Annotated in this window: 19 protein-coding genes and 2 tRNA genes; 13 read left to right on the top strand and 8 right to left on the bottom strand. The window is 71.4% G+C overall.

The genetic code is table 11. The annotated features are described in order from the left end of the window. Positions 1 to 10: 10 nt before the first annotated feature. Positions 11 to 85 (bottom strand) — tRNA-Pro (locus ABIC29_RS07500). A 181-nt stretch (positions 86 to 266) separates the two neighbouring features. Here ABIC29_RS07500 and ABIC29_RS07495 point away from each other — a divergent pair. The 4 genes from ABIC29_RS07495 (at position 267) to ABIC29_RS07480 (ending at position 2,937) form a co-directional block, all read left to right on the top strand. Continuing rightward, positions 267 to 340, top strand: a tRNA-Gly gene (locus tag ABIC29_RS07495). Between the two features lie 188 nt (positions 341 to 528). Beyond that, complete coding sequence (locus ABIC29_RS07490; RefSeq protein ID WP_354244020.1) at positions 529 to 1,533, top strand: hypothetical protein; 1,005 nt, start codon at positions 529 to 531, stop codon at positions 1,531 to 1,533. A gap of 140 nt (positions 1,534 to 1,673) precedes the next feature. Continuing rightward, positions 1,674 to 2,162 (top strand): Dps family protein, encoded by a 489-nt coding sequence (locus ABIC29_RS07485; RefSeq protein ID WP_354244017.1) that lies wholly within the window; start codon positions 1,674 to 1,676, stop codon positions 2,160 to 2,162. Positions 2,163 to 2,232: 70 nt separating this feature from the next. Continuing rightward, a complete protein-coding gene (locus ABIC29_RS07480; RefSeq protein ID WP_354244014.1) occupies positions 2,233 to 2,937 on the top strand; it encodes a hypothetical protein in 705 nt (234 codons plus the stop codon). 38 nt (positions 2,938 to 2,975) lie between these two features. On the opposite strand, the gene ABIC29_RS07475 is transcribed toward ABIC29_RS07480, so the two are convergent. From ABIC29_RS07475 to ABIC29_RS07445, 7 genes are all read right to left on the bottom strand, one after another. Next, positions 2,976 to 3,638: a response regulator transcription factor gene (locus ABIC29_RS07475; RefSeq protein WP_116081556.1), complete on the bottom strand. Its 663-nt coding sequence runs from the start codon at positions 3,636 to 3,638 to the stop codon at positions 2,976 to 2,978. 56 nt (positions 3,639 to 3,694) lie between these two features. Continuing rightward, entirely contained in the window at positions 3,695 to 5,104 is a 1,410-nt protein-coding gene (locus ABIC29_RS07470; protein ID WP_354244011.1) for a sensor histidine kinase, read from the bottom strand. Further along, positions 5,094 to 6,626, bottom strand: coding sequence for a multicopper oxidase family protein (locus tag ABIC29_RS07465; RefSeq protein WP_354244008.1), 1,533 nt, complete (start codon positions 6,624 to 6,626; stop codon positions 5,094 to 5,096). The genes ABIC29_RS07470 and ABIC29_RS07465 overlap by 11 nt, the downstream gene beginning before the upstream one ends. A gap of 117 nt (positions 6,627 to 6,743) precedes the next feature. After that, on the bottom strand, positions 6,744 to 8,282 hold the full coding sequence (locus tag ABIC29_RS07460) for an amidohydrolase (protein WP_354244005.1): 1,539 nt from the start codon (positions 8,280 to 8,282) through the stop codon (positions 6,744 to 6,746). Continuing rightward, positions 8,279 to 9,283 (bottom strand): Fpg/Nei family DNA glycosylase, encoded by a 1,005-nt coding sequence (locus tag ABIC29_RS07455; RefSeq protein ID WP_354244002.1) that lies wholly within the window; start codon positions 9,281 to 9,283, stop codon positions 8,279 to 8,281. The genes ABIC29_RS07460 and ABIC29_RS07455 overlap by 4 nt, the downstream gene beginning before the upstream one ends. A 5-nt stretch (positions 9,284 to 9,288) precedes the next feature. Further along, the gene (locus tag ABIC29_RS07450; protein ID WP_116081552.1) at positions 9,289 to 9,789 is read right to left on the bottom strand and encodes a ribose-5-phosphate isomerase; all 501 of its coding nucleotides are present in this window, start codon (positions 9,787 to 9,789) and stop codon (positions 9,289 to 9,291) included. Between the two features lie 9 nt (positions 9,790 to 9,798). After that, positions 9,799 to 10,791 carry a DUF2332 domain-containing protein gene (locus tag ABIC29_RS07445; protein ID WP_116081551.1) on the bottom strand — a complete coding sequence of 331 codons (993 nt, stop codon included), beginning with the start codon at positions 10,789 to 10,791 and terminating at the stop codon, positions 9,799 to 9,801. A 127-nt stretch (positions 10,792 to 10,918) separates the two neighbouring features. Here ABIC29_RS07445 and ABIC29_RS07440 point away from each other — a divergent pair, with 127 nt between their 5' ends. The 9 genes from ABIC29_RS07440 (at position 10,919) to ABIC29_RS07400 (ending at position 23,760) form a co-directional block, all read left to right on the top strand. Next, the gene (locus tag ABIC29_RS07440; protein WP_116081550.1) at positions 10,919 to 12,403 is read left to right on the top strand and encodes an SDR family NAD(P)-dependent oxidoreductase; all 1,485 of its coding nucleotides are present in this window, start codon (positions 10,919 to 10,921) and stop codon (positions 12,401 to 12,403) included. 88 nt (positions 12,404 to 12,491) lie between these two features. Next, positions 12,492 to 13,367 carry a hypothetical protein gene (locus ABIC29_RS07435; RefSeq protein WP_116081549.1) on the top strand — a complete coding sequence of 292 codons (876 nt, stop codon included), beginning with the start codon at positions 12,492 to 12,494 and terminating at the stop codon, positions 13,365 to 13,367. A gap of 168 nt (positions 13,368 to 13,535) precedes the next feature. Beyond that, positions 13,536 to 16,085 carry an aminopeptidase N gene (gene pepN, locus ABIC29_RS07430; protein WP_116081548.1) on the top strand — a complete coding sequence of 850 codons (2,550 nt, stop codon included), beginning with the start codon at positions 13,536 to 13,538 and terminating at the stop codon, positions 16,083 to 16,085. Between the two features lie 112 nt (positions 16,086 to 16,197). Beyond that, a complete protein-coding gene (locus tag ABIC29_RS07425) occupies positions 16,198 to 17,109 on the top strand; it encodes an ABC transporter ATP-binding protein (protein WP_116081547.1) in 912 nt (303 codons plus the stop codon). Continuing rightward, on the top strand, positions 17,106 to 17,960 hold the full coding sequence (locus tag ABIC29_RS07420) for an ABC transporter permease (RefSeq protein WP_116081546.1): 855 nt from the start codon (positions 17,106 to 17,108) through the stop codon (positions 17,958 to 17,960). The genes ABIC29_RS07425 and ABIC29_RS07420 overlap by 4 nt, the downstream gene beginning before the upstream one ends. A gap of 10 nt (positions 17,961 to 17,970) precedes the next feature. Then, positions 17,971 to 19,299: a sensor histidine kinase gene (locus ABIC29_RS07415; RefSeq protein WP_354243997.1), complete on the top strand. Its 1,329-nt coding sequence runs from the start codon at positions 17,971 to 17,973 to the stop codon at positions 19,297 to 19,299. Beyond that, complete coding sequence (locus ABIC29_RS07410; protein WP_354243995.1) at positions 19,296 to 19,976, top strand: response regulator; 681 nt, start codon at positions 19,296 to 19,298, stop codon at positions 19,974 to 19,976. The genes ABIC29_RS07415 and ABIC29_RS07410 overlap by 4 nt, the downstream gene beginning before the upstream one ends. 43 nt (positions 19,977 to 20,019) lie before the next feature. Next, positions 20,020 to 22,590, top strand: coding sequence for an aminopeptidase N (pepN, locus tag ABIC29_RS07405; protein WP_354243993.1), 2,571 nt, complete (start codon positions 20,020 to 20,022; stop codon positions 22,588 to 22,590). 87 nt (positions 22,591 to 22,677) lie between these two features. After that, a complete protein-coding gene (locus ABIC29_RS07400; RefSeq protein ID WP_502915453.1) occupies positions 22,678 to 23,760 on the top strand; it encodes a mechanosensitive ion channel family protein in 1,083 nt (360 codons plus the stop codon). Positions 23,761 to 23,789: the final 29 nt, after the last annotated feature.

The raw sequence follows: 23,789 nt of genomic DNA, 5'->3' as shown, positions 1-23,789 counted from the left end.
TCACGACCCGTCGGGGCGACAGGATTCGAACCTGCGACCTCCCGCTCCCAAAGCGGGCGCTCTAGCCAAGCTGAGCTACGCCCCGAGTCGTTGACGCAACTCGTCTGCCCACACGCCGAGGCACGCCGAAACGGCACGAAGACGGGTGGACCCCGGAAAGTCTACTGCACGAGCGGGCGCTGATCCTGACCGGCAGTCGACGACCGTGGTGAACGGTCGGGCGCTCAGGATGCATTACGATGATCGAGTGCCCGCAAGCGGGTCACGGGGATGTAGCTCAATGGTAGAGCCTCAGTCTTCCAAACTGATCACGCGGGTTCGATTCCCGTCATCCCCTCCACTCGACGCCCTGCCCGGTCCGCATCAGGCAGGGCGTTCGTCGTTCCCGGGCGAACGGCGCCGGACTCCCGCCGATGCGGGGGTTCTCCCCCGCATCCTCCGGGGGCCGGCCGGCTGACGGTCCCACCCGCCCCTTCGTACGTTCTCCCCGTGCCCGAGATTCCGGGCGAATCGTCACGGGGAGACGCCATGTCCGTCGAAGTCCGCTCCACCAAGGAAGGCGCCGGGCCGCAGCCGGCACGCGACTGGCAGGGGCCGCAGCGCATCAGGTGGCACCGGCCGCTCATGACGCTCGCGGCGGCCAGCGCGCTCGTGACCGTGGCATCCGTCGTCGGGCTCCTGTTCGACCAGCGCGAGCTCGTCGGGGCGCCGATCTGGGCGAAGGCACTGAAGTTCGGCGTCTCGATCATGATCTATGCGGTCACCTGGGCGTGGCTCATCGGCCAGCTCACCAGGTTCCGCCGCACGGCGTGGTGGGCCGGCACCGTCATCTCGGTCACGCTGCTGCTCGAGCTCGGCATCATCACCCTGCAGGTCGTGCGCGGCCACCGCAGCCACTACAACAACGCGAACCCGCTCGACGAGACCCTGTGGTCGATCATGGGCACGGCCATCATGGTGCTCTGGCTGGCGACCCTCGTCGCGGCGATCCTGCTGTGGTTCACGCCCGGCGCGGATCGGGCGCGAACGCTCGCGATCCGCCTCGGGTCGACGATCAGCCTCGTCGGCCTCGGCCTCGGGTTCCTCATGACGATGCCAACCGAGGCGCAGCTCTCCTCCGACGGCGACATCATCGGCGCGCATACCGTCGGTGCGGGCGACGGCGGCCCGGGCATCGCGGTGCTGGGCTGGTCGACCGAGCACGGCGACCTCCGGATCCCGCACTTCGTGGGCATGCACGCGCTGCAGCTCATTCCGCTCGCCCTCCTGCTCATCGAGCTCTCGTCGCGTCGGGTCGTCGCGTTCCGCAGCGTTCGCACGCGCATCGGTCTCGTGTGGACCGTCGCCGCGGTCTGGGCTGCGGTCGTCGCGCTGGTGACCTGGCAGGCGCTCAGGGGCCAGTCGATCGTCGCGCCCGATGCGCTCACCGTCTGGGTGGCCGTGCTCATCGTCGTCGGCGGGCTCGCCGGAATCGGCCTGAGCCTCGCGTCCGGTCGACCCCGGGCCATCGAGCCCGCCGAACAGCAGGGGTGACGAGGGCGGATGCCGCGGCATCCGCTCTGGGCGAACAGGAATGCCAGATCAGCCCAGCCTTCCCTTCCTTGAAATACCTGACAGGACGCGTAGCGTTGCATCTGACAGACGAACGACACGCTTCAGGAGAGGTGGACCAGATGACCGACATCCAGACCGCACCGCAAACGGGTTCCACGGCCGACGTCGCCGCCGGGGCCGCACAGTTCCTCACGCCCGTCGTGCACGAGCTCATCGCCCTCGCCGTGAACGGCAAGCAGGCGCACTGGCATGTGCGCGGCGCGAACTTCATCGCCGTGCACGAGTTGCTCGACTCGGTCGTCGACCACGCCCAGGAGTGGTCGGACACCGCCGCCGAGCGCGTCGTCGCCCTCGGCCTGCCGATCGACGGACGCCTCGCGACCGTCGCGCAGAAGAGCGCCGGCGCGAACCCCAAGCTCGGGTTCCTGCCCTACGAAGAGGCCATCGCCGACGTCGTCGCGCAGATCGACGTCGTCACGCAGCGCGTGAACGCCGCCATCGAGGGCCTCGCCGAGCTCGACCCGGCCAGCCAGGACGTCGTGATCGAGATCCGTCGCGGCCTCGACAAGGACCGCTGGTTCCTCTCCTCGCACGTCGCCGTCGCCTAGGTGTAGTTCGCTAGGACTCGCAGCCGACGCGACGCTGGCGGCCTGACGGGCCCGGGTGCAGAATGCCGCTATGACGGCCGACGCACCCGGGCCCGTTCCGTCGTCGGTGCCACCTGCCGATGCGCCGCTCACCGACGCGCAGAAGTCGTTGCGCGCGCAGATGCTGGCCACCGAGCACTGGAGTCTGCTGGCCTCGCGCAGCACGACGCAGAGCGAGGTGCTCACCCGCATCGCGATCTTCCTCACGCTCGTCTCGGCGGGGCTCGTGACGCTCGGCGTGCTCGGCAACGCGACCGGGTTCCGCGGCTGGTTCGGGCTCGCGGCCGTCGGGGTGCTGGTGCTCCTCGTGCTGCTCGGGATCATCACGCAGATCCGCGTGTTCAATACCGCCACCGAGGACCTCGCCTACGTGCTCGCGATGAACCGGCTGCGCGGCGCCTCCGTCGACCTCGACCCCGGCATCGAGCCGTACCTCCTGATGGGCACGACCGATGATGCGCCCGGCATCCATCGCACGTACTTCCCGTTCGCGACGCGCGACCGCTCGCAGGTCTTCGCGAGCTCGATGATGGTGATGCTGGTCGTCAACACCGCCATCGGCGGGCTGGTGGTCGGCGCCCTCGTGTACGCGACGACGCGCTCGGCCGGCTGGGCACTCGCCGTCGGCGCGGTCCTTGCCGGGGTCGCCTTCGTGCTCTGGATGAGGTGGGGATACCGTAGCTACACGCACATCCTCCGCGTGCACGTCCCGCTGCGGCGCTCGCCCGACGCCTGAGCCATGGCACCCGACGCTCGGCCGGCGACGCCCGACGCCTAGCGCTGCAGCCAGGCCAGCACCGCGAGCACGCGGCGGTGGTCGGTGCCGGAGTCCTCGAGGCCGAGCTTCTGGAAGATCGAGGTGACGTTCTTCTCGACGGCGCCGACGCCGATGAAGAGCTGCTTCGCGATGCCCGCGTTCGTGCGGCCCTCGGCCATGAGCGCCATGACCTCGCGTTCGCGCGGGGTGAGCGACGCGAGCGGGTCGCCGCGGCGCGCGAGCAACTCGCGCACGACCTGCGGGTCGAGCACCGTGCCGCCCTGGCTCACGCGTTCGACGGCATCCTGCAGCTCGTCGAGCGAGGCCACCCGGTCCTTCAGCAGGTAGCCCATGCCGCCCTCGCCCGACGAGAGGAGCTCGTTTGCGTACGTGCCCTCGACGTACTGGCTGAGCAGCAGCACGCCGACCCGCGGCATCCGGCGCCGGATCTCGATCGCCGCACGCACGCCCTCGTCGCGGAATGTCGGCGGCATGCGCACATCGAGCACCGCGACATCGGGGGCTGCACGCTCGAGGTCGTCGAGCAGGGTGTCTGCGTCGCCGTAGGCGGCGACGGTCTCGAAGCCGGCCTCGCCGAACAGGCGGACGAGGCCCTCGCGCAGCAGCACGGAGTCTTCGGCGAGCACGATACGGAGCGGGCGCGGCGCCGGGTCGGTCATGCGCCAACCCTATCGAGGCCGCCGCTCGTCTCGAGGGCGAGCGGCGGCCACGAGGTTCAGGGGCGATCGGATGCCGCGAGTGCGACGTACGGGATGTGCGCGCCGATCGAGGTCGGCCCGCCGACCGGGCTGTCGACCACGAGCACCCCGTCGAGCCCGCGCATGCGTTCGCCGAGCCCGGCCAGACCGTGCCCGGGCACCGCGGACGCGCCCCCGCGTCCGTTGTCGGTCACCCAGAGGTCGATCCAGCGCCCGGTCGCACCGGTGTCGCGGGTGCTCACGCGCAGTCGGAGTCCGCTCGCCTCGGCGTGCTTCACCGCGTTCGTGAGCAGTTCGGCGGCCACGAAGTAGACGTTGCGTTCGATGGAGGCCGGCAGCGCGGCATCCGTCGGCAGTTCGATCTCGACCGTGACGGGAATCAGGCTGCGGGCGGCGAGCGATTCGAGCGCGACCGCGAGTCCGCGGTCCTGGAGGATCGGCGGGGCGAATCCCCGTGACAGGGCGCGCAGCTCGTCGAGCGTCTCGCGGGCCTGCTCGCGAGCCTCGCCGAGCATGTCCCGCGCGGCCTCGGGGTCGCGCTCGAGGGCGCGCTCGATGCTCGCGAGGTCCATCTGCAGGCGCACGAGCCGCTGCTGCGGCCCGTCGTGGATGTCGCGCTCGAGGCGTCGGAGCGACGCGTCCTCGGCCTGCACCGCCGCGCCCCGCGACGCGGAGAGCCTCGTGACCTCGGCTTCGAGCATCTCGCTGCGCCACGCGCCGAGCAGGCCGCGGGCGATGACGTCGTGCAGCGCTGTGAGGCCCCGGAACACGAACGGGAGCGTGGCGAGGAAGATCAGCCCGAGAAGGAACTCGAACACCGTCTCGCCGATCGAGGGCTCGATGGCGAAGGTGTTGTTCGGGAAGAGGGAGTCGAGCACGACGTCGTGCAGCCAGAAGTCGCGGTCGTACTCGGGGATGAAGCCGCGCCACATCCAGCTCGTCGTGCCGCTGACGGCGCCGGCGACCCACGTGATCGTGAGGCTCCAGGTCACGATGCTCACGATCGGATTGATGATGAGCGTGTGCAGCAGGTACAGCCAGTAGTGCCCGTCGACGAACGGGGCGAAGAGCGACCGCCAGAAGCCGCTCTCACGTCCGTCGCGGTTCCAGACCGGCTGCGCGATCGGCGGTCGGCCGGCCCAGTGCAGCCGAACGAGCTCGAGCACGCCGAACCCTCGCGCCGTGCCGAGCGCGGCGACGACGACGAAGATACCGAAGACGAGCGCGATGGTGCCGATGCCCGTGAAGAACAGGGTCGAGACGACCACGAGCCCCAAGATCGCGATCGGCATGGTGAGGATGAGGAACCCGAGCTCGCGGGGCACGCCAGCCCAGAGGCGCCAGTAGCTGCGACGGCGCGGCGCGGCATCCGTCGTCGCGACCTCGCTCGTGGCGGCGGGATCGGCGGGCATGGTCTCAGTGCTCATGGTGGGTTCCTTCGCTCATCGTCGCACGCTGACCGGGCTCGACGACGGCGAACTGGCCCATCATGCCCTGATCCTCGTGCCACAGCAGGTGGCAGTGGTACATGTACGGCGTGCTCGGGTCGGCGTAGTCGTCGAAGCGCATGAGCAGTTCGTAGGTGGTCTCGGGTTCGGTGAAGATCGTGTCCTTCCAGCCCGCGAGCTCGGGCGGCGGAGCGACCCCGTCGATCGACGCGATGCGGAACTGCACGTCGTGCACGTGGAAGCTGTGCGGCACGGCGTTCGGGTTCTCGACGACCCACCGTTCGAGCGTGTCGACCGTGACGGTCTCGTCGATGCGGCCCATGTCCATGGCCTCGCCGTTGATCTCGAAGCTGTCGCCGAGCTCGAACGAGCGGGTGGTCGCGACGTCGGCCACGTCGAAGTCGGTGATCTCGGCGAGCGTCGCGGGGACGGATGCCGCGGGCGCGAGCTCGCCGGCGGCGCGCACCTCGAGCACGTCGAACGCGTCGGCTCCCCCGTTCATCGAGGCGACGACGGGCTCGAGCCCGGCGAGCTCCGCCGTCATGCGGGACTGCAGCACCACCCGCTCCCCGGGGGCGACGCGCAGCAGCACCTCGGCCCGCTCGCCCGGCGAGAGCCGCACGTGGTCGAGCGCGACGGATGCCTCGAGCAGCCCGCCGTCGGTCGCGATGAGCTCGACGGGGCGTGCGTCGCTCCACGTGAAGGCGTAGGTACGCGCGGGCGACGCGTTCAGCAGCCGGAGCCGCACGAGCTCGCTCGCGACCTCGAGGTACGGGCCGCGCGTGCCGTTGACCAGGAGTTCATCGCCGAGGCCGCCGGCGTAGCCGCGCTGGGTGTCCTCGCGCACGCCCTCGGCCGAGAACCCGGCGTCCTGCACGATCACGGGGATGTCGTCGACGCCGTACCGGCCCGGGAGCCCGAGCGCGCGCTCCCCCTCGTCGTGCAGCAGGAACAGGCCCGCGAGGCCCTTCGCAACGTGCGACTCGGTCTCGCCGTGCGGGTGCGGGTGGTACCAGAGCGTCGCTGCCGGCTGGTCGATGATCCAGTCGGGCGCGAACGTGCCGCCCGGGGTGATCATCTGGTGCGGACCGCCGTCCATCGCCGCCGGCAGGTGCATGCCGTGCCAGTGCACGGTCGTGGGCTCGTCGAGCGAGTTCGTGATGTCGACACGCACGCGCTCGCCGCGGTCGGCGACGAGGGTCGGCCCCAGGACGCTGCCGTTGAACCCCCAGGTCTCGCTGGCGACGCCCGGTACGAATTCGGTGCTCCCGGCCTGGGCATCGATGGCGAACACGCGCGTGCCGTCGGCGTCGACGTGCGACTCGGCGAGCGGCGGGATCGCGAGCGGGGTGTCGAAGTCGACCTCGCCGATCGTGTCGACCGGGCCGGGGGCGACGATGCCGCATCCGGCGAACGAGAGCGCGACGAGGCCGCCGGCGGCCAGCGCCGCGATCGCGCTGCCGATCGTCGCGGCGGGCCTGCGGAGTCGGATCTTGAGCATGCATCAAGCCTCGCGAGCGCCGAACCGCCGGCCCAGCCGGCGGACGCCCGAACCGCGAGGGGGGTTTTCCCCCGGAACGCTGCCGCGAGCGACGGGACGAGGTCTCGAGACGCCGCGCTACTGGACCGACGTCGTCGAATGCGTGAACCGGCCGCCCAGCAGCGTCGCGGCGACCGGCATCGTGCGCAGTTCGTCGGCCGTGGCCGCGAACGGGTCGCGCTCGAGCACCGCGAGGTCGGCCGGGGCGCCCTCGCGCACGGTGTCGCCGGCGCCGTTCGTCGACGCCGCGAGGGCGATCCGGGCGCCGATGGCCTGCTCGGGATGCCACGGCTCGCGACCGTCGCGCGTGCGCCCCACCGCGGCGGCGATCGCGACCCACGGATCGAGCGGCGCGACGGGAGCGTCGGACCCGAGCGCGAGCTCGACGCCGGCCGCGGCCAGTTCGGCGAGCATGAACGCCCGGTCGGTGCGGCCGGGCCAGTGGCGTTCGGCGACATCGCGGTCGTCCATGGCGTGCTCGGGCTGCACGCTCGCGACGACGCCCAGCGCCGCGAAGCGGGCCACGTCGTCGTGCCGGAGCAGCTGCGCATGCTCGATCGACCCCGGCCGACGCCACCCGGCACTGCCGACCGCCTCGAACGCGTCGAGGACGCGCGCGTTCGCGTGGTCGCCGATCGCGTGCACCGCCGGTGTGAGTCCGGCCTCCGAGGCTCGGCGCATGAGGGGCACGAGCTCGTCGAACGGCACGGTCGCGAGTCCGTAGGCGTGCTCGTGCCCCTCCAGCCCGGGGTACGGATCGAAGCACCACGCCGTGCGGGTGTTCAGCGAACCGTCGGTGATGACCTTGTAGCCGCCGACCGTCACGAGGCCCCCGGTGCCCTCGATCGCCTCGCCCGTGCGCAGCCCCTCGGCGATCGCCCGCTCGAGGTGCTGCGTGTAGACGCCGAACGAGACCCGCAGCGAGCGGATGCCGCGGAAGGCCCGACGCGCCCAGTCGTCGCGGTTCCAGCGCATCTCGTAGTCGGTGATGCCGACGACCCCGCGTGCCGCCGCGCGTTCGGCCGCGTCGCCGACCCACCCGTCGAGCACGTCGTCGGCGATGTCGTCGAGCTCGCGCACGAGCGCGAAGCACTCGTCTTCGCGCAGCACGCCCGATGTGCCGGCCGCCTCGAGCACGCCATGGCGTCGTGCCGCCGCCGTGTTGACCCAGCAGGCGTGCAGGTCGGCCGAGACGAGCACGACGGGCACCTCGCCGGAGACCGCGTCGAGCAGCGCGAGCGTCGGAAGGTCTGCCCAGAGGCCGTCGCGATAGCCGAAGCCGATGACCTCGCCCGCTCCACCGGCGACCGCCGACGTCACGGATGCCGCGACGAGCGCCGCGACCTCCGCCGCCGACTCGGCGGGCGAGAGGTCGAGCCGCCGGGACACCATCGCCCACTGCGAGGCGTGCACGTGCCGGTCGTGGAGTCCGGGCACGACGAATCGTCCGTCGAGCTCGACGCGGCGGGCGCGCCACCCGGCGCCGGCCGCCGCCGGGCGGACCGACGACACGAGTCCGTCGACGAGGTGCAGGTCGACGGGCTCGGGCGTGCCCGGCAGGCGCGCACCGGCGAGCAGCAGCGGCTCGGCGGCATCCGGAACCTGTCGGGTCGTCATGCCTGGCACCGCGGGCACCAGTAGAGCTTGCGGGCGCCCATCTCCTCGAGCACGATGTTCGTGCCGCAGACCCGGCAGGGCTGGCCCTCGCGCTTGTAGACCCAGTGCCGGTCGTCGCGACTCGCCATGGCGGCGCGGTACGCCTCCGGGTCGAGGTCGTCCATGGTCATCATCTGGCCCGTCTGAACGCCGATCGCGAGCAGCTTCGCCCAGTCGCGCCAGAGGTCGCGCACGACCTCCTCGGGCACGAGGCGGCCGGGCGTGTGCGGGTTCAGGCGTGCACGGAAGAGGAGTTCGGCGCGGTAGACGTTGCCGATGCCGGCCACGACGTTCTGGTCCATGAGCAGCAGTCCGATCGGCGTCGGCTTGCGGCGCACGACGCTCGTGAAGCGCTCCTCGGCGTCGGGCCCGGGATCGAGCAGCGGATCGGGGCCGAGCTTCGCGACGATCGCCTCGACCTGGGCGGGGTCGAGCACCTCGCAGGCCGTCGGCCCGCGGAGGTCGGCGCACACCGACTCGGTGAGCAGGCGCACCCGCACCTGGCCGATCGGCTCCGGCGGGAAGGTCTCGAGGCGGGCGCCCTCCTTCTCGGACTCCGACATGCGCAGGCGCGTGCGGCGCGGCGCCCCGATCGAGGTGATGGAGTTCTCGCCCGCCGCGTCGAACACCACGGCATCGGGGTTGTCGGAGTCGAGGAACGTGCCGCGCTGGTTGGTCTGGCCCATGCGCCCGTTCGCCGAGGCGATCGTGGCGTCCATGAGGATGTCGCCCGCGAAGTCCCACGCGCCGTACATGCCGAGGTGCACGCGCAGCCACCGGTCGCCCTCGAAGCCGAGGAACATCTGCTTGCCGACCGCACGGGCGTCGGTCACGCGGCGCCCGTCGAGATCGGCCGCACCCTGCGCGAACCGGCCCTGCGGACTCGAGGCGCGCACGACGTGCCCGACGAAGTTGCGTTCGAACTGCCGCGTGATGCGGTGGACGGAGTGGCCCTCTGGCACGCGGCCTACGCCTCGGCCGGGTGGTTCACGCCCTTGCCCGCGATGTCGCCGGTCGTCTCGTACTCGGCGAGCTGCGCGATGCGGCGGGCGTGACGCTCGTCGCCCGAGAAGGGCTCGGCGATGAACGCGTCGATGTAGCGGATCGCCTCCTCGACGGTGTGCTGGCGGGCGCCGATCGAGATGACGTTCGCATCGTTGTGCTGGCGGGCGAGGATCGCGGTGTCCATGCTCCACACGAGCGCCGCGCGGATGCCGCGCACCTTGTTCGCCGCGATCTGCTCGCCGTTGCCCGACCCGCCGAAGACGATGCCGAGCGCGTGCACGCCCTCGGACTGGTCGGCGGCCACGGCGAGCGCGGCGTTGATGCAGAAGGCGGGGTAGTCGTCGAGGGCGTCGTATTCGACGGGTCCGTGGTCGAGCACCTCGTGACCGGCGTTGGTCAGGTGGTCGACGAGCGTACGACTGAATTCGAGGCCGGCGTGATCGGTCGCGATGTGGATGCGCATGCGCCAAGTCTAGGGATTCGGCACCCACGTGAGCGCACGCCCATGGGGCTGCGCCCACGCCCGTTGCACGCCGTCGAGGGCGAGTACGAGGTCGCTGCTTTCGTTGGGCACGTCGTCGCGCACCCGGATGCCCGGGACGACCCGCCTGCCCTCGACGGAGACCCAGTGACCGGGGAGCTCGCCGACCTGTCGCCTGAACCGTTCGCGGCCGGCCTCGTCGAGGTACATGAGCACGGCGGTGTGGAACACGACGAGCGTCGCCTCTGGCGGAGCGGCTGCGGCGAGCGCGGCGAGGTGTTCGTTGAGGTCGCCGCCGACCAGGTGCGGGGGCGAGGCGGCGGCGATCCCGGTGGCCGCGCGAAGGCGGGCGCGGCGGTCGTCGTGCTCGGGCCAGACGAGGGCGTCGAGCCAATCGACGTCCGCCTGCGATCGCACGTCGAGCGGGTTGAGGTCGATGCCGGCGCGCCAGACGATCTCGGGCATGCTCGTCGGCACGGGGACGGGCGTCGTGCCCCTGACGGCGCAGTCGAGCACGACGGCGCTCGGTCCGTCGACCGGGTCGAGCTGCGGACGTCCCGAGTACCGGTAGCCGTATCGGTCCGGGTACAGGCAGAGTCCTGCGGAGGCACCGACCTCGAGCAGCGCGATGGGCCCTTCGATGGCGGCGAGCACGGGCAGGTGCAGCGCGCAGCGGGCGGCCTCGTTCGTCTGCGTCGCGTGGGTCGTCGCGACCTCGCGCACGGCGTTCCAGTGCTCGGCGAGCCACGAGGCGAAGTCCGCGTACGGGCCGGGAACGGCTCCGAGCAGGCGCGCGGCCGAGAACACGAGGTTCGGCTGCCGCTTCCGCGGCGGGAGTTCGTCGATGAGCGCCTGCGTCGCAGCATCCGTCGCCACGCCACGGGCCCAGGCCTCGTAGGTCGCGGACATGCCGTGCGCCTCGACCTCGGCGAAGGCGCGGTACCGGTCTGCCGTCGATGCTGCGGCGTCGGTGCTGGTGCTCATGCGGTCACGCTACTCCGGCGGATGTCGCGGCGGCCCGATGCGCGGACCGCCCATGTGGGCGTGCAGACCCGCAGCGCCCGGCCGGGCTCTCAGGCGATCGTCGGCCGACACGCCGTAGAATTCGCGGATGCCCTCCGCCGTCACCGCCTCCGTCAGCGCGCCCACGATCGACCCCGCCGATCTCGAGACGACCCTGCGCGTGCTGGCGACGCTCAGCGAGCTCGATCAGGACGATCCCGACTTCGAGACCGTGCGCCACGCGACGGCGAAGATGTTCAAGGCGGTCAAGGTCGCGCGCCGGCTCGAGAAGCGTCGCGTGATCCAGGACGCCGACCGCGCCGTGATCGCGGCGACGGCGACCGGGGCGCCGACCCGCATCGACGACGAGACCCGGGGCGCCGACCTCGTGAGCGGCACCGACGCGCGCACCGCGGGCGAACTGCAGGTCGCTCGTCCCTGCTACATCTGCAAGCAGCGGTACACGCTCGTCGATGCCTTCTACCACCAGCTCTGCCCCACCTGCGCGGCCATGAGCCATGCGAAGCGCGACGCGCGCACCGACCTCACGGGAAGGCGCGCCCTGCTCACGGGCGGGCGCGCGAAGATCGGCATGTACATCGCGCTGCGGCTGCTGCGCGACGGCGCGCACACCACCATCACGACCAGGTTCCCGCGGGATGCCGCGCGGCGGTTCGCCGCCATGCCCGACGCCGCCGACTGGCTGCACCGCCTGAAGATCGTCGGCATCGACCTGCGCGACCCGGCCCAGGTCATCGCGCTCGCCGACGACGTCGCCGCGCAGGGTCCGCTCGACATCCTCATCAACAACGCCGCGCAGACGGTGCGCCGCTCCCCCGGGTCGTACTCGCCGCTCGTCGAGGCGGAGTCCTCGCCGCTGCCCGACGGGCCGCTGCCCGAGCTCGTGAGCTTCGGGCACACGAACGACGCGCACCCGCTCGCCCTCGCGGACTCGGTGTCCAGCCACCCGGTGCTCTCGTCCGGGCTGTTCGCCGGCACCATGACCGCCGACGACCTGACCGCCCTCGCGCTCGCGCCCGGCTCGAGCTCGCTCGCCAGGCTCGCGGACCGCACCGCGATCGATGCCGGAGGCCTCGTGCCAGACCTGCACCACGAGAACAGCTGGAGCGCCGTCGTGCAGGACGTCGATCCGCTCGAGATGCTCGAGGTGCAGCTCTGCAACACGACGGCGCCGTTCATCCTGGTGAGCCGCCTGCGCGCGTCGCTGGCGGCGTCACCCGCTCGTCGCACCTACGTCGTGAACGTCTCGGCGATGGAGGGCGTGTTCAGCCGCGGTTACAAGGGGCCCGGGCACCCGCACACGAACATGGCGAAGGCCGCGATGAACATGCTCACGCGCACGAGCGCGAAGGAGATGCTCGCCGACGGCATCCTCATGACGAGCGTCGACACCGGCTGGATCACCGACGAGCGCCCGCACCCCACCAAGGTGCGCCTCGCCGAGGAGGGGTTCCACGCCCCGCTCGACCTCGTCGACGGCGCCGCCCGCGTGTACGACCCGATCGTGCGCGGCGAGGCCGGCGAGGACGTGACCGGCGTGTTCCTGAAGGACTACACGCGCGCCGACTGGTGACGCACCCCCTTCCCTGGGGACGGCGCGCGGCGATCCCCCGCCGCTAGGCTCGCGAGCATCGGCGAGGGAGGCGAGGGGGCGAGGCGGCATGCTGCTCATGATCGCGTGCGGCGTCCTGCTCGCCGTCGGCATCGCCTTCACCGTGAGGTGGTCGGGCGAGCGGCTGGCTCCCCCGGCGACACCGGGCGCCCTCGCCGCACGCCGCCCTCCGGCATCCGATCGACCGCGATGGATGCCGCGTCATCTCGCCGGGCTGCAGGTGTACGCCTGGTGGGCGACCGTCCTCACGGGCGTCGGCACGCTCTCGGGGCTGCTGGTCACTGGCGCCGGCGGGCGGCTCGTGATGCGCCTGCTCGCGGCGACCTCCCCGGAGGCGACGGGCCGCAGCACCGAGGCGCAGGCGATCGTCGGCGAGATCTCTGGCGAGGGCACCCTCGGCTACCTCGTCTTCGGCGCGCTGCCATTCGCGTTCGCGTCGGCCGCGCTCTTCCTGCTCGTCGAGCCGTGGCTGCCGCGCGGTCGACTCGGCGGACCGCTCTTCGGACTGGTGCTGCTGATCGGGGTCGCGCCGTTCGTGGACCCGCTGCGACCCGAGAACTTCGACTTCGACGTCGTCGGGCCCGGCTGGCTGTCGGTGCTCGCGTTCGCCGCGCTCGCGGTGCTGCAGGGCGCGTTCCTCTCGGCCGTGGCCGGCCGGCTCTCCCGGAGCCTCCCGCTCGTGTCGCGCGACCGATGGGCCGGCCCGCTCGCGCCGCTCGTCGCCGCGGTCGTGCTGTTCCCGATCGGCGTCGTGCTCGCGGCGGGCGCACTCATCGCCTTCCTGCTGCCGAGAGTGCTTCCGTGGTTCCTCGAGCTCCGCGCCTCCCGCTCCGGCGTGCTCGTCGGGCGCGTGCTCCTCGGCGTGGCCGTGCTCGCGGCGCTGCCGGCGTTCGTGAGCGCGGTGTTCTCGATCGTGCAGCGCTGACCGGCGCGCTCGGCGCGGGCTCGCGGGCGAGGCGGGGCGCACGCGGCCGACCGCGACATCCGCCCTCCTCGAGGGCCCGATCCACCGTGCCCGCAGCGGACGCGACGGCTAGGCTGGATCGCGTTGCCCGCGGCCACGAGCCGCGCAGATATCCGCGAAGGAGCCCACGTGCCTGGAGAGAACCTCACCCGATCCGAAGCCGAGGAGCGCGCGGCGCTCGTCACCGTGCACGACTACGACGTCGTGCTCGACGTGACCACCGGCCCCGAGGTCTTCAAGACCACGACCTCGGTTCGGTTCGACGCCACCGTCGGCGCCTCGACCTTCATCGACGCCATCACGGCGGCCGTGCACCGCATCACGCTGAACGGCGTCGAGCTCGACCCGGCCGAGGTGAGCGACGGCGTGCGCATCCAGCTGCCGAACCTCGCCGCGCAGAACGAGCTCGTCGTCGAGGCCGACGGCCGCTACATGAACACGGGCGAGGGCCTGCACCGCTTCGTCGACCCCGTCGACGGCGAGGTCTACCTCTACACCCAGTTCGAGGTGCCCGACTCGCGGCGCATGTTCGCCGTGTTCGAGCAGCCCGACCTGAAGGCGGCGTTCCGCTTCACGGTCACGGCGCCCTCGCACTGGGAGGTCGTGTCGAACTCGACCACACCCGAGCCCGTCGACGCACACGACGGTGCGAAGACGTGGGCGTTCGAGCCCACCCAGCGCATCTCGAGCTACATCACGGCCCTCATCGCCGGCCCCTACGCGGTCGTGCGCGACGAGCTCACGAGCTCCGACGGCCGCGTGATCCCGCTCGGCGTGTTCAGCCGCAAGAGCCTCTCGCAGTACCTCGACGCCGACTACGTCTTCGAGAAGACCAAGCAGGGGTTCGAGTACTTCGAGGCGAAGTTCGACATCGCCTACCCGTTCCCGAAGTACGACCAGCTCTTCGTGCCCGAGTACAACGCGGGCGCCATGGAGAATGCCGGCGCGGTCACCTTCACCGAGGCGTACGTCTTCCGCTCGAAGGTGACGGATGCCATCCGCGAGCGTCGCGTCGTCACGATCCTGCACGAGCTGGCCCACATGTGGTTCGGCGACCTCGTGACCATGAAGTGGTGGAACGACCTGTGGCTGAACGAGTCGTTCGCCGAGTGGGCGTCGACGATCGCGACGGCCGAGGCCACCGAGTGGACCGAGGCCTGGACCACGTTCAACTCCATGGAGAAGAGCTGGGCCTACCGCCAGGACCAGCTGCCTTCGACGCACCCGATCGTCGCGAACATCACCGACCTCGAAGACGTGCTCGTCAACTTCGACGGCATCACGTACGCCAAGGGCGGTTCGGTGCTGAAGCAGCTCGTCGCCTGGGTCGGCATCGATGCCTTCTTCGCGGGCGTCTCGGCGTACTTCAAGAAGCACCAGTGGGGCAACACGACGCTCGCCGACCTGCTCGTCGAGCTCGAGGCCGCCAGCGGCCGCGACCTCACCGAGTGGTCGAAGCTGTGGCTCGAGACCTCCGGCGTCAACACGCTGCGCCCCGAGATCGAGACCGACGGCGACGGCACGATCACGGCGTTCACGGTGCTGCAGTCGGCACCGGCCGACTACCCGACGATCCGCCCACACCGTCTCGCGATCGGCTTCTACAACCTCGTCGACGGCAAGCTCGTGCGCGAGCACCGCGTCGAACTCGACGTCGACGGCGAGCGGACCGAGGTCGCCGAGCTCGTCGGCCGCGCCCGCCCGGCGCTCGTGCTCCTGAACGACGACGACCTCGCCTACGCGAAGATCCGCCTCGACGACGCCTCGCACGGCGTCGCGCTCGCGAACCTCAGCGAGATCGAGGACCCGCTGGCGCGCGCGCTCGTGTGGAGCTCGGTGTGGGATGCCACGCGCGACGGCGAGACCCGCGCGAGCGACTACCTCGCCCTCGTGCTCGGCAACATCGCGAGCGAGACCGAATCGACGACGCTGCGCATCGTGCTCGCCAACGCGGTGCTCGCCGCGGGCGCGTACACGGCACCCGACCGGCAGGACGACGCGCTCCGTGCCGTCGCGGACGGCTTCTGGCGCCTCGCCCAGGAGGCGGCGGCGGGCAGCGACGCGCAGTTCCAGTTCACGACGAGCTTCGCGGGCATCGCCGAGCACGGATCGCACGTCGACGAGCTCGCGGCCCTCTACGCCGGCGACCTGCAGCTCGACGGCCTCGAGATCGACGCCGACCTCGGATGGCGGCTGCTCATCGCGCTCGTCGCCGCGGGTCGCGCCGGCGACGCCGAGATCGACGCGCGGCTCGCCGACGACAACACGGCCACCGGCCAGCAGTCGGCCGCGCACGCTCGCGCCGCCATCCAGACGGTCGAGGGCAAGGAGCGCGCCTGGTCGTCGCTCGTCGACGTCGACACGGCGACCAACACCGTCGTGCGCGAATCGGCCGCCGGATTCGTGCGCGCGACCGACCCGGCGCTGCTCGGGTCCTTCGTCGAGCGGTACTTCGCGATGCTCGAGCCCGTGTGGGAGTCCCGCAGCTACGCCATCGCCGAGAAGCTCGTCGACGGCCTGTACCCCTCGCCGCTCGCCACCCAGGGGCTCGCCGACGCGAGCCGCGCCTGGCTCGACGCGCACCCCGACGTGCCGGCACTGCGCCGCCTCGTCATCGAGCGGCTCGCCGGGGTCGATCGCGCCCTCGTCGCGCAGGCGCGCGACGCGCAGCAGGCATAGCCGCAGCCGCCGCCGGGGCGGGGTGAGGTGGTACTCCGGTACCACCACGCCCCGCCCCGAACCATTCGCGAGGCGGATGCGCCGCTCGTCGCGGATCCGTAGCGTTGGACCCATGATCACGGCAGAAGGGCTCGTCAAGCGCTACGGCGCGAAGACCGCCGTCAATGACATCAGTTTCACCGTCCGGCCAGGACAGGTCACCGGATTCCTCGGACCCAACGGCGCCGGCAAGTCGACCACGATGCGCATGATCGTCGGGCTCGATCGCCCGACCTCCGGGAGCGTGAGCGTCAACGGCAAGCCGTACGCGGCACACCGCGCCCCGCTCCACGAGGTCGGCGCCCTGCTCGACGCGAAGGCCGTGCACACCGGCCGCACGGCGTACAACCACCTGCTCGCGATGGCCGCGACGCACGGCATCGGCGCGAGCCGCGTGCGCGAGGTCATCGAGCTCACCGGTCTCGAATCCGTCGCCCGCAAGCGTGTCGGCGGCTTCTCGCTCGGCATGGGCCAGCGCCTCGGCATCGCCGCGGCCATGCTCGGCGACCCGTCCACGCTGATCCTCGACGAGCCGGTCAACGGCCTCGACCCCGAGGGCGTGCTGTGGGTACGGCAGTTCGTGCGCCACCTCGCATCCGAGGGCCGCACGATCTTCCTCTCCTCGCACCTCATGAGCGAGATGGCGCTCACCGCCGACCACCTCATCGTGCTCGGCCGCGGCGAGATCATCGCCGACGCCCCGGTGGCCGACATCATCGCCGGCGGCACGCGGCCCAGGGTGCTCGTCCGCTCGCCGCAGGCGTCCCAGCTCGCCGACCTGCTCGCGGCTCCCGAGATCGCGGTGATCCGGTCCGAGGCGGGTGCCCTCGAGGTGACGGGGCTCGCGGCATCCGGCATCGGCGACCTCGCCGCGCAGAACGGCCTCGCCATCCACGAGCTCACCCCCCTCAGCGCGTCGCTGGAAGAGGCCTACATGGCCCTGACCGCCGACGCCGTCGAATACCGTACGGAGGCCGTCCGATGACCACGATCACCCCGCAGCAGGCGCACCCGGCGCAGCGCACGCGTTCCACCTCGCTGACCTTCGGCGGCGTGCTCCGCTCGGAGTGGATCAAGCTCCGCAGCCTCCGTTCGACCACCTGGTCGTATCTCATCGTCGTCGCGATCTCGCTCGGCATGGCGCTCATCATGTCGTTGAGCATGGCGAGCGGCATGGGCGGCGGCCTCGACGTCGGCGCCGCGCCGGCCGACCAGCAGGCGCAGTTCCTGCTGCAGGCCTCGGTCTTCGGCGTCTACTTCGGCCAGCTCGTCGCGGGCGTGCTCGGCGTGCTCGTGATCAGCGGCGAGTACAGCACGGGCATGATCCGCTCGACGCTCACGGCCGTGCCCAAGCGCCTTCCCGCGCTCGCGGCCAAGGCCGTCGTGCTGTTCGTCGCGACCTTCGTCGTCGGCCTCGTCGCCAACCTCGCGGCGTTCGGGGTCTCGTCGGCGGTCTTCGCCGGCCACGGCGTCTCCGCGAGCCTGGCCGACCCGGCGGTCATCCTGCCGCTGCTCGGCGGAGCGCTCTACCTCGCGCTCGTCTCGGTCTTCGCCCTCGGCGTCGGCACGATGCTGCGCAGCAGTGCCGGCGGCATCGCCGCGGTGCTCGGGCTCATCCTGCTGCTGCCGACGGTGCTCGCGATGATCCCCGCCGAGTGGGCCCAGGACCTCGTCCCGTACCTGCTCTCCAGCGCCGGCATGAACATGTTCACGTCGACGACCGCAGGGCCCTCGGGCGACGCGCTCGGGGTGTGGGTCAACCTGCTGATCGTGCTCGGCTGGGTCGCGGCATCCGTCGCCGGCGCAGCCACGCTGCTGAAGCGACGGGACGCGTAGAGTCGCCAGCATGTCGGCCGCATCCTCCTCCCCCGACCACCCCGTTTCGGTGGTCGGGGGAGAACCGCGTCTGCCGAAGCCGCCCGGGGTGGTCCGCCGGTTCTGGGCGAGGCATCCGTGGCTCACCGACTCGCTGATCACGGCCGTCGCCGTGGTGCCCGCGTTCATCGGCTCCCTCGTGCTCGCGGCCGGCGAGCCGGATGCATCGCCCTGGTCCACCGTCGCCGAGCTCGTGGCGATCGCCGTGGCGGGCGCCGCGATCCTGCTGTTCCGTCGGCGACGCCCGTGGTGGCTCGTGATCGCGTCGTGGGTCGTCTGCCTCGTGAGCTCCGTGATCGGGTCCACCGACGTGCTCCCGATGCTGCTCGGGCTCTACGCGCTGGCCGTGTACGGCACGACGCGCTCCGCCTGGATCGGCTTCGCCGGCTCCGTCGTGATCACGACGGCATCGTCCTACCTCGCGGTCCTGGCGCACCCCGATGGCACGGTGGCCCCGTTCGACGGCGACGCCCCTGCGTCCGCGACGCAGTCCACGGTGCTGCTCCTGATCGCCACGCTCATCGGCGTGACCGTCGGCAACCGACGTCGGTACCTGAACGCCCTGATCGCACGCGCGCACGACCTCGCCCGCGAACGCGACCAGCAGGCACAGCTCGCGACCGCCGTCGAACGATCGCGCATCGCGCGCGAGATGCACGACATCGTCTCCCACGGCCTCACCGTGATGGTGACCCTCGCCGACGGCTCGTCCGCGATCGCCGAACGGGATCCGGAGCGCGCGGCGGAGGCGATGCGGCTCGTCGCCGAGACCGGGCGGTCCGCCCTGGTCGACATGCGGCGCATGCTCGGGGTCCTGGCCGACCCGGCCGCGACCGCGGACGAGCTCGCACCGCAGCCCGGCGTCTCCGACATCCCGGCGCTCGTCGAGAGCTTCCGTTCGGCGGGACTGCCCGTGCGGCTGACGACCGTCGGACCCTCGATCGCCGATCCGAACCTGCAGCTCACCGTCTACCGCCTCGTGCAGGAGGGCCTCACGAACGCCCTCCGGCACGCCGCGACCGCCCACGCGGTCGAGGTCGACATCACCCACGTCGACGGCATCGTGCTCGTCGACGTCATCGACGACGCGAGCACCGCGTCGAGACCGGCGGTCGCGAGCGGGGGCCACGGCCTCGTCGGCATGCGCGAGCGCGTCGCGCTCTACGGCGGCACCCTCGAGGCGGGTCCTGGTACCGCACGCGGCTGGCGGCTCCATGCCGAGCTCCGCTCACGCGACGACGTCTCGCGTCCGCCCAGACCTCCGCAGCTCGATCGGACCGTCGAGGAGGACCCCCGATGAGCGCCGGCCGACCCATCCGGATCGCGATCGCCGACGACCAGGCGCTCGTCCGCACCGGCCTCCGCATGGTGCTGGAGGCCGAGCCCGACCTCACGGTCGTCGGCGAGGCGACCGACGGCCGCACCGCGATCGATCTCGTCGCCGCGCACGACGTCGACGTCATCCTCATGGACGTGCGCATGCCCGGCGTCGACGGCATCGCGGCGACCGACGCGATCGTCGCTGGCGGCCGGACGACCAGGGTCATCGTGCTGACCACGTTCGACCTCGACGAGTACGCGTTCGCGGCCATCCGGGCCGGAGCGAGCGGATTCCTCCTGAAGGACGCGCGGCCCGTCGACCTGGTGGGCGCGATCCGGACGGTGCACGCCGGCGAGGCCGCCCTCGCGCCCCGCGTCACACGTCGCATGATCGAGCTGTTCGCCGGCGAGCTGCCGCGCCCGGGCCGGGCGGAGGCACCCGGGCTGTCGACGTTGACCGCCCGCGAGCACGAGATCCTCATCGCCATCGCCGAGGGTCGGAGCAACTCCGAGATCGCCGAGGACTTCTCGCTCTCGGAATCCACTGTGAAGACGCACGTCGGTCGCGTGCTCCTCAAGCTCGATGCGCGAGACCGCGTGCAGCTCGTGATCTACGCGTACGAGCACGGCCTGCTCCCCCGTTCCGGCAGCGCCTGAGTCAGTAGGCTGGCCTGTCAACGACCACACGGAGGCCCTGCACATGCCCGCTGCCGATCTGACCCGAATCGAAGCCGAGGAGCGCGCGGCGATCGTCGCCGACGTCTCGTACGAGGTCGAGCTCGACCTCACCGGCGACGACGCGACGTTCGCGTCCACGACGGTGGTGCGGTTCGCCGCGGTGCCCGGCGCAGCCACGTTCATCGAGGCGACGACGCGCGAGGTGCACGAGATCACGCTGAACGGGCGCACGATCGACCCGGCCGCGGCATCCGACGGTCAGCGCATCGGGCTCGACGACCTCGCGGAGACGAACGAGCTGCGGGTCGTGAGCACGTGCGCGTACACGAACACGGGCGAGGGGCTGCACCGCTTCGTCGACCCCGTCGACGACGCCGTCTACCTCTACACGGAGTTCGCCGTCGCCGAGGCGAACCGGGTCTACGCGGTGTTCGACCAGCCCGACCTCAAGGCCGCGGTGCGGTTCACGATCTCGGCCCCGTCGCAGTGGGTCGTGCTGAGCAATGCGCCGACGCCCGAACCCGTCCCCTCGACGACGACGGATGCCTCGGTCTGGGCGTTCGAGACCGGTCCGGTCATCTCCAGCTACATCGTCGCGATCATCGCCGGCGCCTATGCCACGTGGCACGGGAGCGCGACGAGCAGCGACGGCCGCGACATTCCGCTCGGCGTCTTCACACGCGCGTCGCTGGCGCCGTACGCCGAGCCCGACGTGATGTTCGACACGGTGCAGGCCGGGCTCGCGTTCTACGAGCGGGCGTTCGGCGTGCCGTACCCGTTCGGCAAGTACGACCAGATCTTCGTGCCCGAGTACAACTGGGGCGCCATGGAAAACGTCGGCGCGGTGACCTTCAACGAGAACTACCTCTTCCGGTCGCGGGTCTCCGACGCTCGGCGCGAGCAGCGCGCGATCGTCGTGCTGCACGAGCTCAGCCACATGTGGTTCGGCGACTCGGTCACCATGCGCTGGTGGAACGACCTCTGGCTGAACGAGTCGTTCGCGACCTGGGCGTCGACCCTCGCGACCTCGCAGGTCACCGAGTTCACGGGCGTCTGGGCGACCTTCGCGAGCGATGAGAAGACGTACGCCGCCGAGCAGGACCAGCTGCCCTCGACGCACCCCATCGTCGCGCCCATCGAGTCGCTCGGCGACGTCGAGGTCAACTTCGACGCGATCACGTACGACAAGGGCGCCTCGGTGCTGAAGCAGCTCGTCGCCTGGGTCGGACTCGAGGCGTTCCAGCAGGGCGTCGGCGCGTACCTGCGCGCCAACGCCGGCGGCAATGCGACCCTTCGCGACCTGCTCGACGAACTCGAGCGTGCGAGCGGCCGCGACCTCGCCCGATGGTCGGAGCTCTGGCTCGAGACCGCCGGCGTCAACACGCTTCGCGCGGTGCTCGAGACCGACGTCTCTGGCACGATCACGTCGGCCGTGATCGAGCAGACGGCGGCGAACTCGCATCCGACGCTCCGCCCCCACCGCCTCGCGCTCGGCTGCCACTCGGGCGACGCATCGAGCCCGCTCGTGCGCACGCACCGCTTCGAGATCGACGTCGACGGCGCATCCACCCCGGTTCCCGAGCTTGTCGGGCTCCCCCGGCCCGACCTGCTGCTGGTCAACGACGACGACCTCACCTACGCCAAGGTCCGCCTCGACGACGCCTCGTTCGCCACCGCCGTCGGGCGGCTGAGCGATGTCGGCGACCCCGTCGCGCGCGCCGTGATCCTCGGGTCGGCGTGGGACGCCGTGCGCGACGCCGAGTTCGCGGCGATCGACTTCGTGCGTCTCGTGCTCGGCAGCGTCGGCCACGAGAGCCAGTCCTCGGCGCGCGGGCTCGCCCTCACCCGCCTCGAGACGGCGCTCTCGCGCTACCTCGCCGACGAGCACCGCGAACGCGTCGCCTCAGAGGCCGGCGATGCCGTGTGGGCGCTCGCCGAGCTCGCCGAGCCGGCATCCGACGCCCAGCTGCAGTTCCTGAAGGCGTTCACGCAGCTCGCATCGTCCGCGGCGCATGCCGACGTGCTCGGCAGCCTCCTCGACGGGTCCATCAAGCTCGACGGCCTCGACGTCGACCTCGACCTGCGCTGGGAACTCGTCATCGCGCGCGCGGTGCTCGTCGCAGCATCCGACGATGTGATCGACGACGAGATCGCCGCGGCGCTCGCCCTCGACGACACGGCCAAGGGGCGGCGACTCGCAGAGACGGCCCGCGCGGCCAGGCCCGATCAGGCGGTGAAGGATGCCGCATGGCAGCGCGTCGCGACCGACGCCTCGATCTCGAACGACCTCGCGCGGGCGCTCGCCGACGGCTGGCGTCGGACCTCGTCGCCGGCGCTGCTCGGCTCGAAGCTCGAGGAGTACTTCGCGATCCTCCAGGATGTCTGGGCGACGCGCAGCTTCACGATGGCCTCCCTCATCGTGAAGCGGCTCTTCCCCGGGCCGCTCGTGACCGACGACGTCGCGGACGCGGCGCGCGCCTGGCTCGCGGCGAACCCCACGCCCGCGCCGCTGCACCGCCTCGTCTCTGAGCAGCTCGACGAACTCGAGCGTGCGCTGCGGGCGCGCGAGCGCGACGCGGCAGCGCTCGGCTGACTCCCAAACGGCTCTCAGTAGACTCGCTTCGATGTTGGACCCTACGCCGGCCCCTACCCGAACCGACCCACGAGCGGAGGCGACCCCGTGACCGATATCTGGACGACCTTCATCGAGTGGTGGAACCTCACGTGGCCCCTGTTCCTCGGGAACGTGATCGAGGTCGTGGTGATCGTCGCCGTCGCGCTGCTCGCGCGATGGGTGCTCCTCAGCGTGATCGACCGGGTCGTCGACCAGATCGTCACCGGGGTCAAGCGCAAGCAGGACGTCACCGACACGCAGGCGCTGCAGGCCTCGCCGCTCGCCGCCGTCCGCGTCGTGCAACGCACCCGCACGCTGGGTTCCGTCTTCCGCAACGTCATCAACGTGACCCTGTTCATCATCACGACACTGCTCGTGGTGAACGCCATCAACGCCGACGTGCTCGGCTCGTTCGCCCTGCTGTCGGCCGCGATCGGCGCCGGCCTCGGTTTCGGCGCGCAGAACATCGTGAAGGACGTGCTCAACGGCCTCTTCATGGTGGTCGAAGACCAGGTGGGCGTCGGCGACGTCGTCGACCTCGGGCCCGCCACCGGCATCGTCGAGGAGGTGCAGATCCGCATCACGAAGGTGCGCGACGTGAACGGCACCCTGTGGTTCGTGCGCAACGGCGAGATCCTCCGCGTCGGCAACATGTCGCAGGGCTGGGCGCGCGTCATCGTCGACCTCGCGGTGCCCTACGACGCCGACATCGACGCCGTCGAGGCGCAACTGCTGAGCACCGCGAACGAGATGGCGCACGGGAGCAAGTGGCGGTCGCGCGTGCTGGAGCGTCCCGAGGTCTGGGGTCTCGAGTCGATCTCCGACGATGCGATGGTGATCCGCGTGGTCATGAAGGTCCGCACCTCGTCGAAGGACGACATCGCGCGTGAGCTCCGCATGCGGCTCAAGCACGCGGTCGACGAGATGGGCGTGAAGCTGCCGAGCCTCAACTCGGTGGTGCTCTCGGGCTTCGACGGCGCGACGCGGGTCAAGGGCGCCAAGCCCCCGAGGACCGCGCCGAGCGCCGTCCTCTCCAACGAGGACGTGAAGGCGTCCACGGCCAAGGCGAAGAAGGCGCAGCGGGCGAAGGCCGCGCCGAAGCCGCCGACCACTCCCACCGACCCGCCGACCCCCGGAGCGACCCCGTGACCGACGACCAGCCCGTGCCCCCGGCCTCC

Origin of the sequence: Agromyces sp. PvR057 (genome assembly GCF_040547485.1) — a bacterium.
Lineage (GTDB): Bacteria > Actinomycetota > Actinomycetes > Actinomycetales > Microbacteriaceae > Agromyces.
Note: the sequence above shows the minus strand (reverse complement) of the source record. Positions and strands in the feature narration are given on the sequence as shown.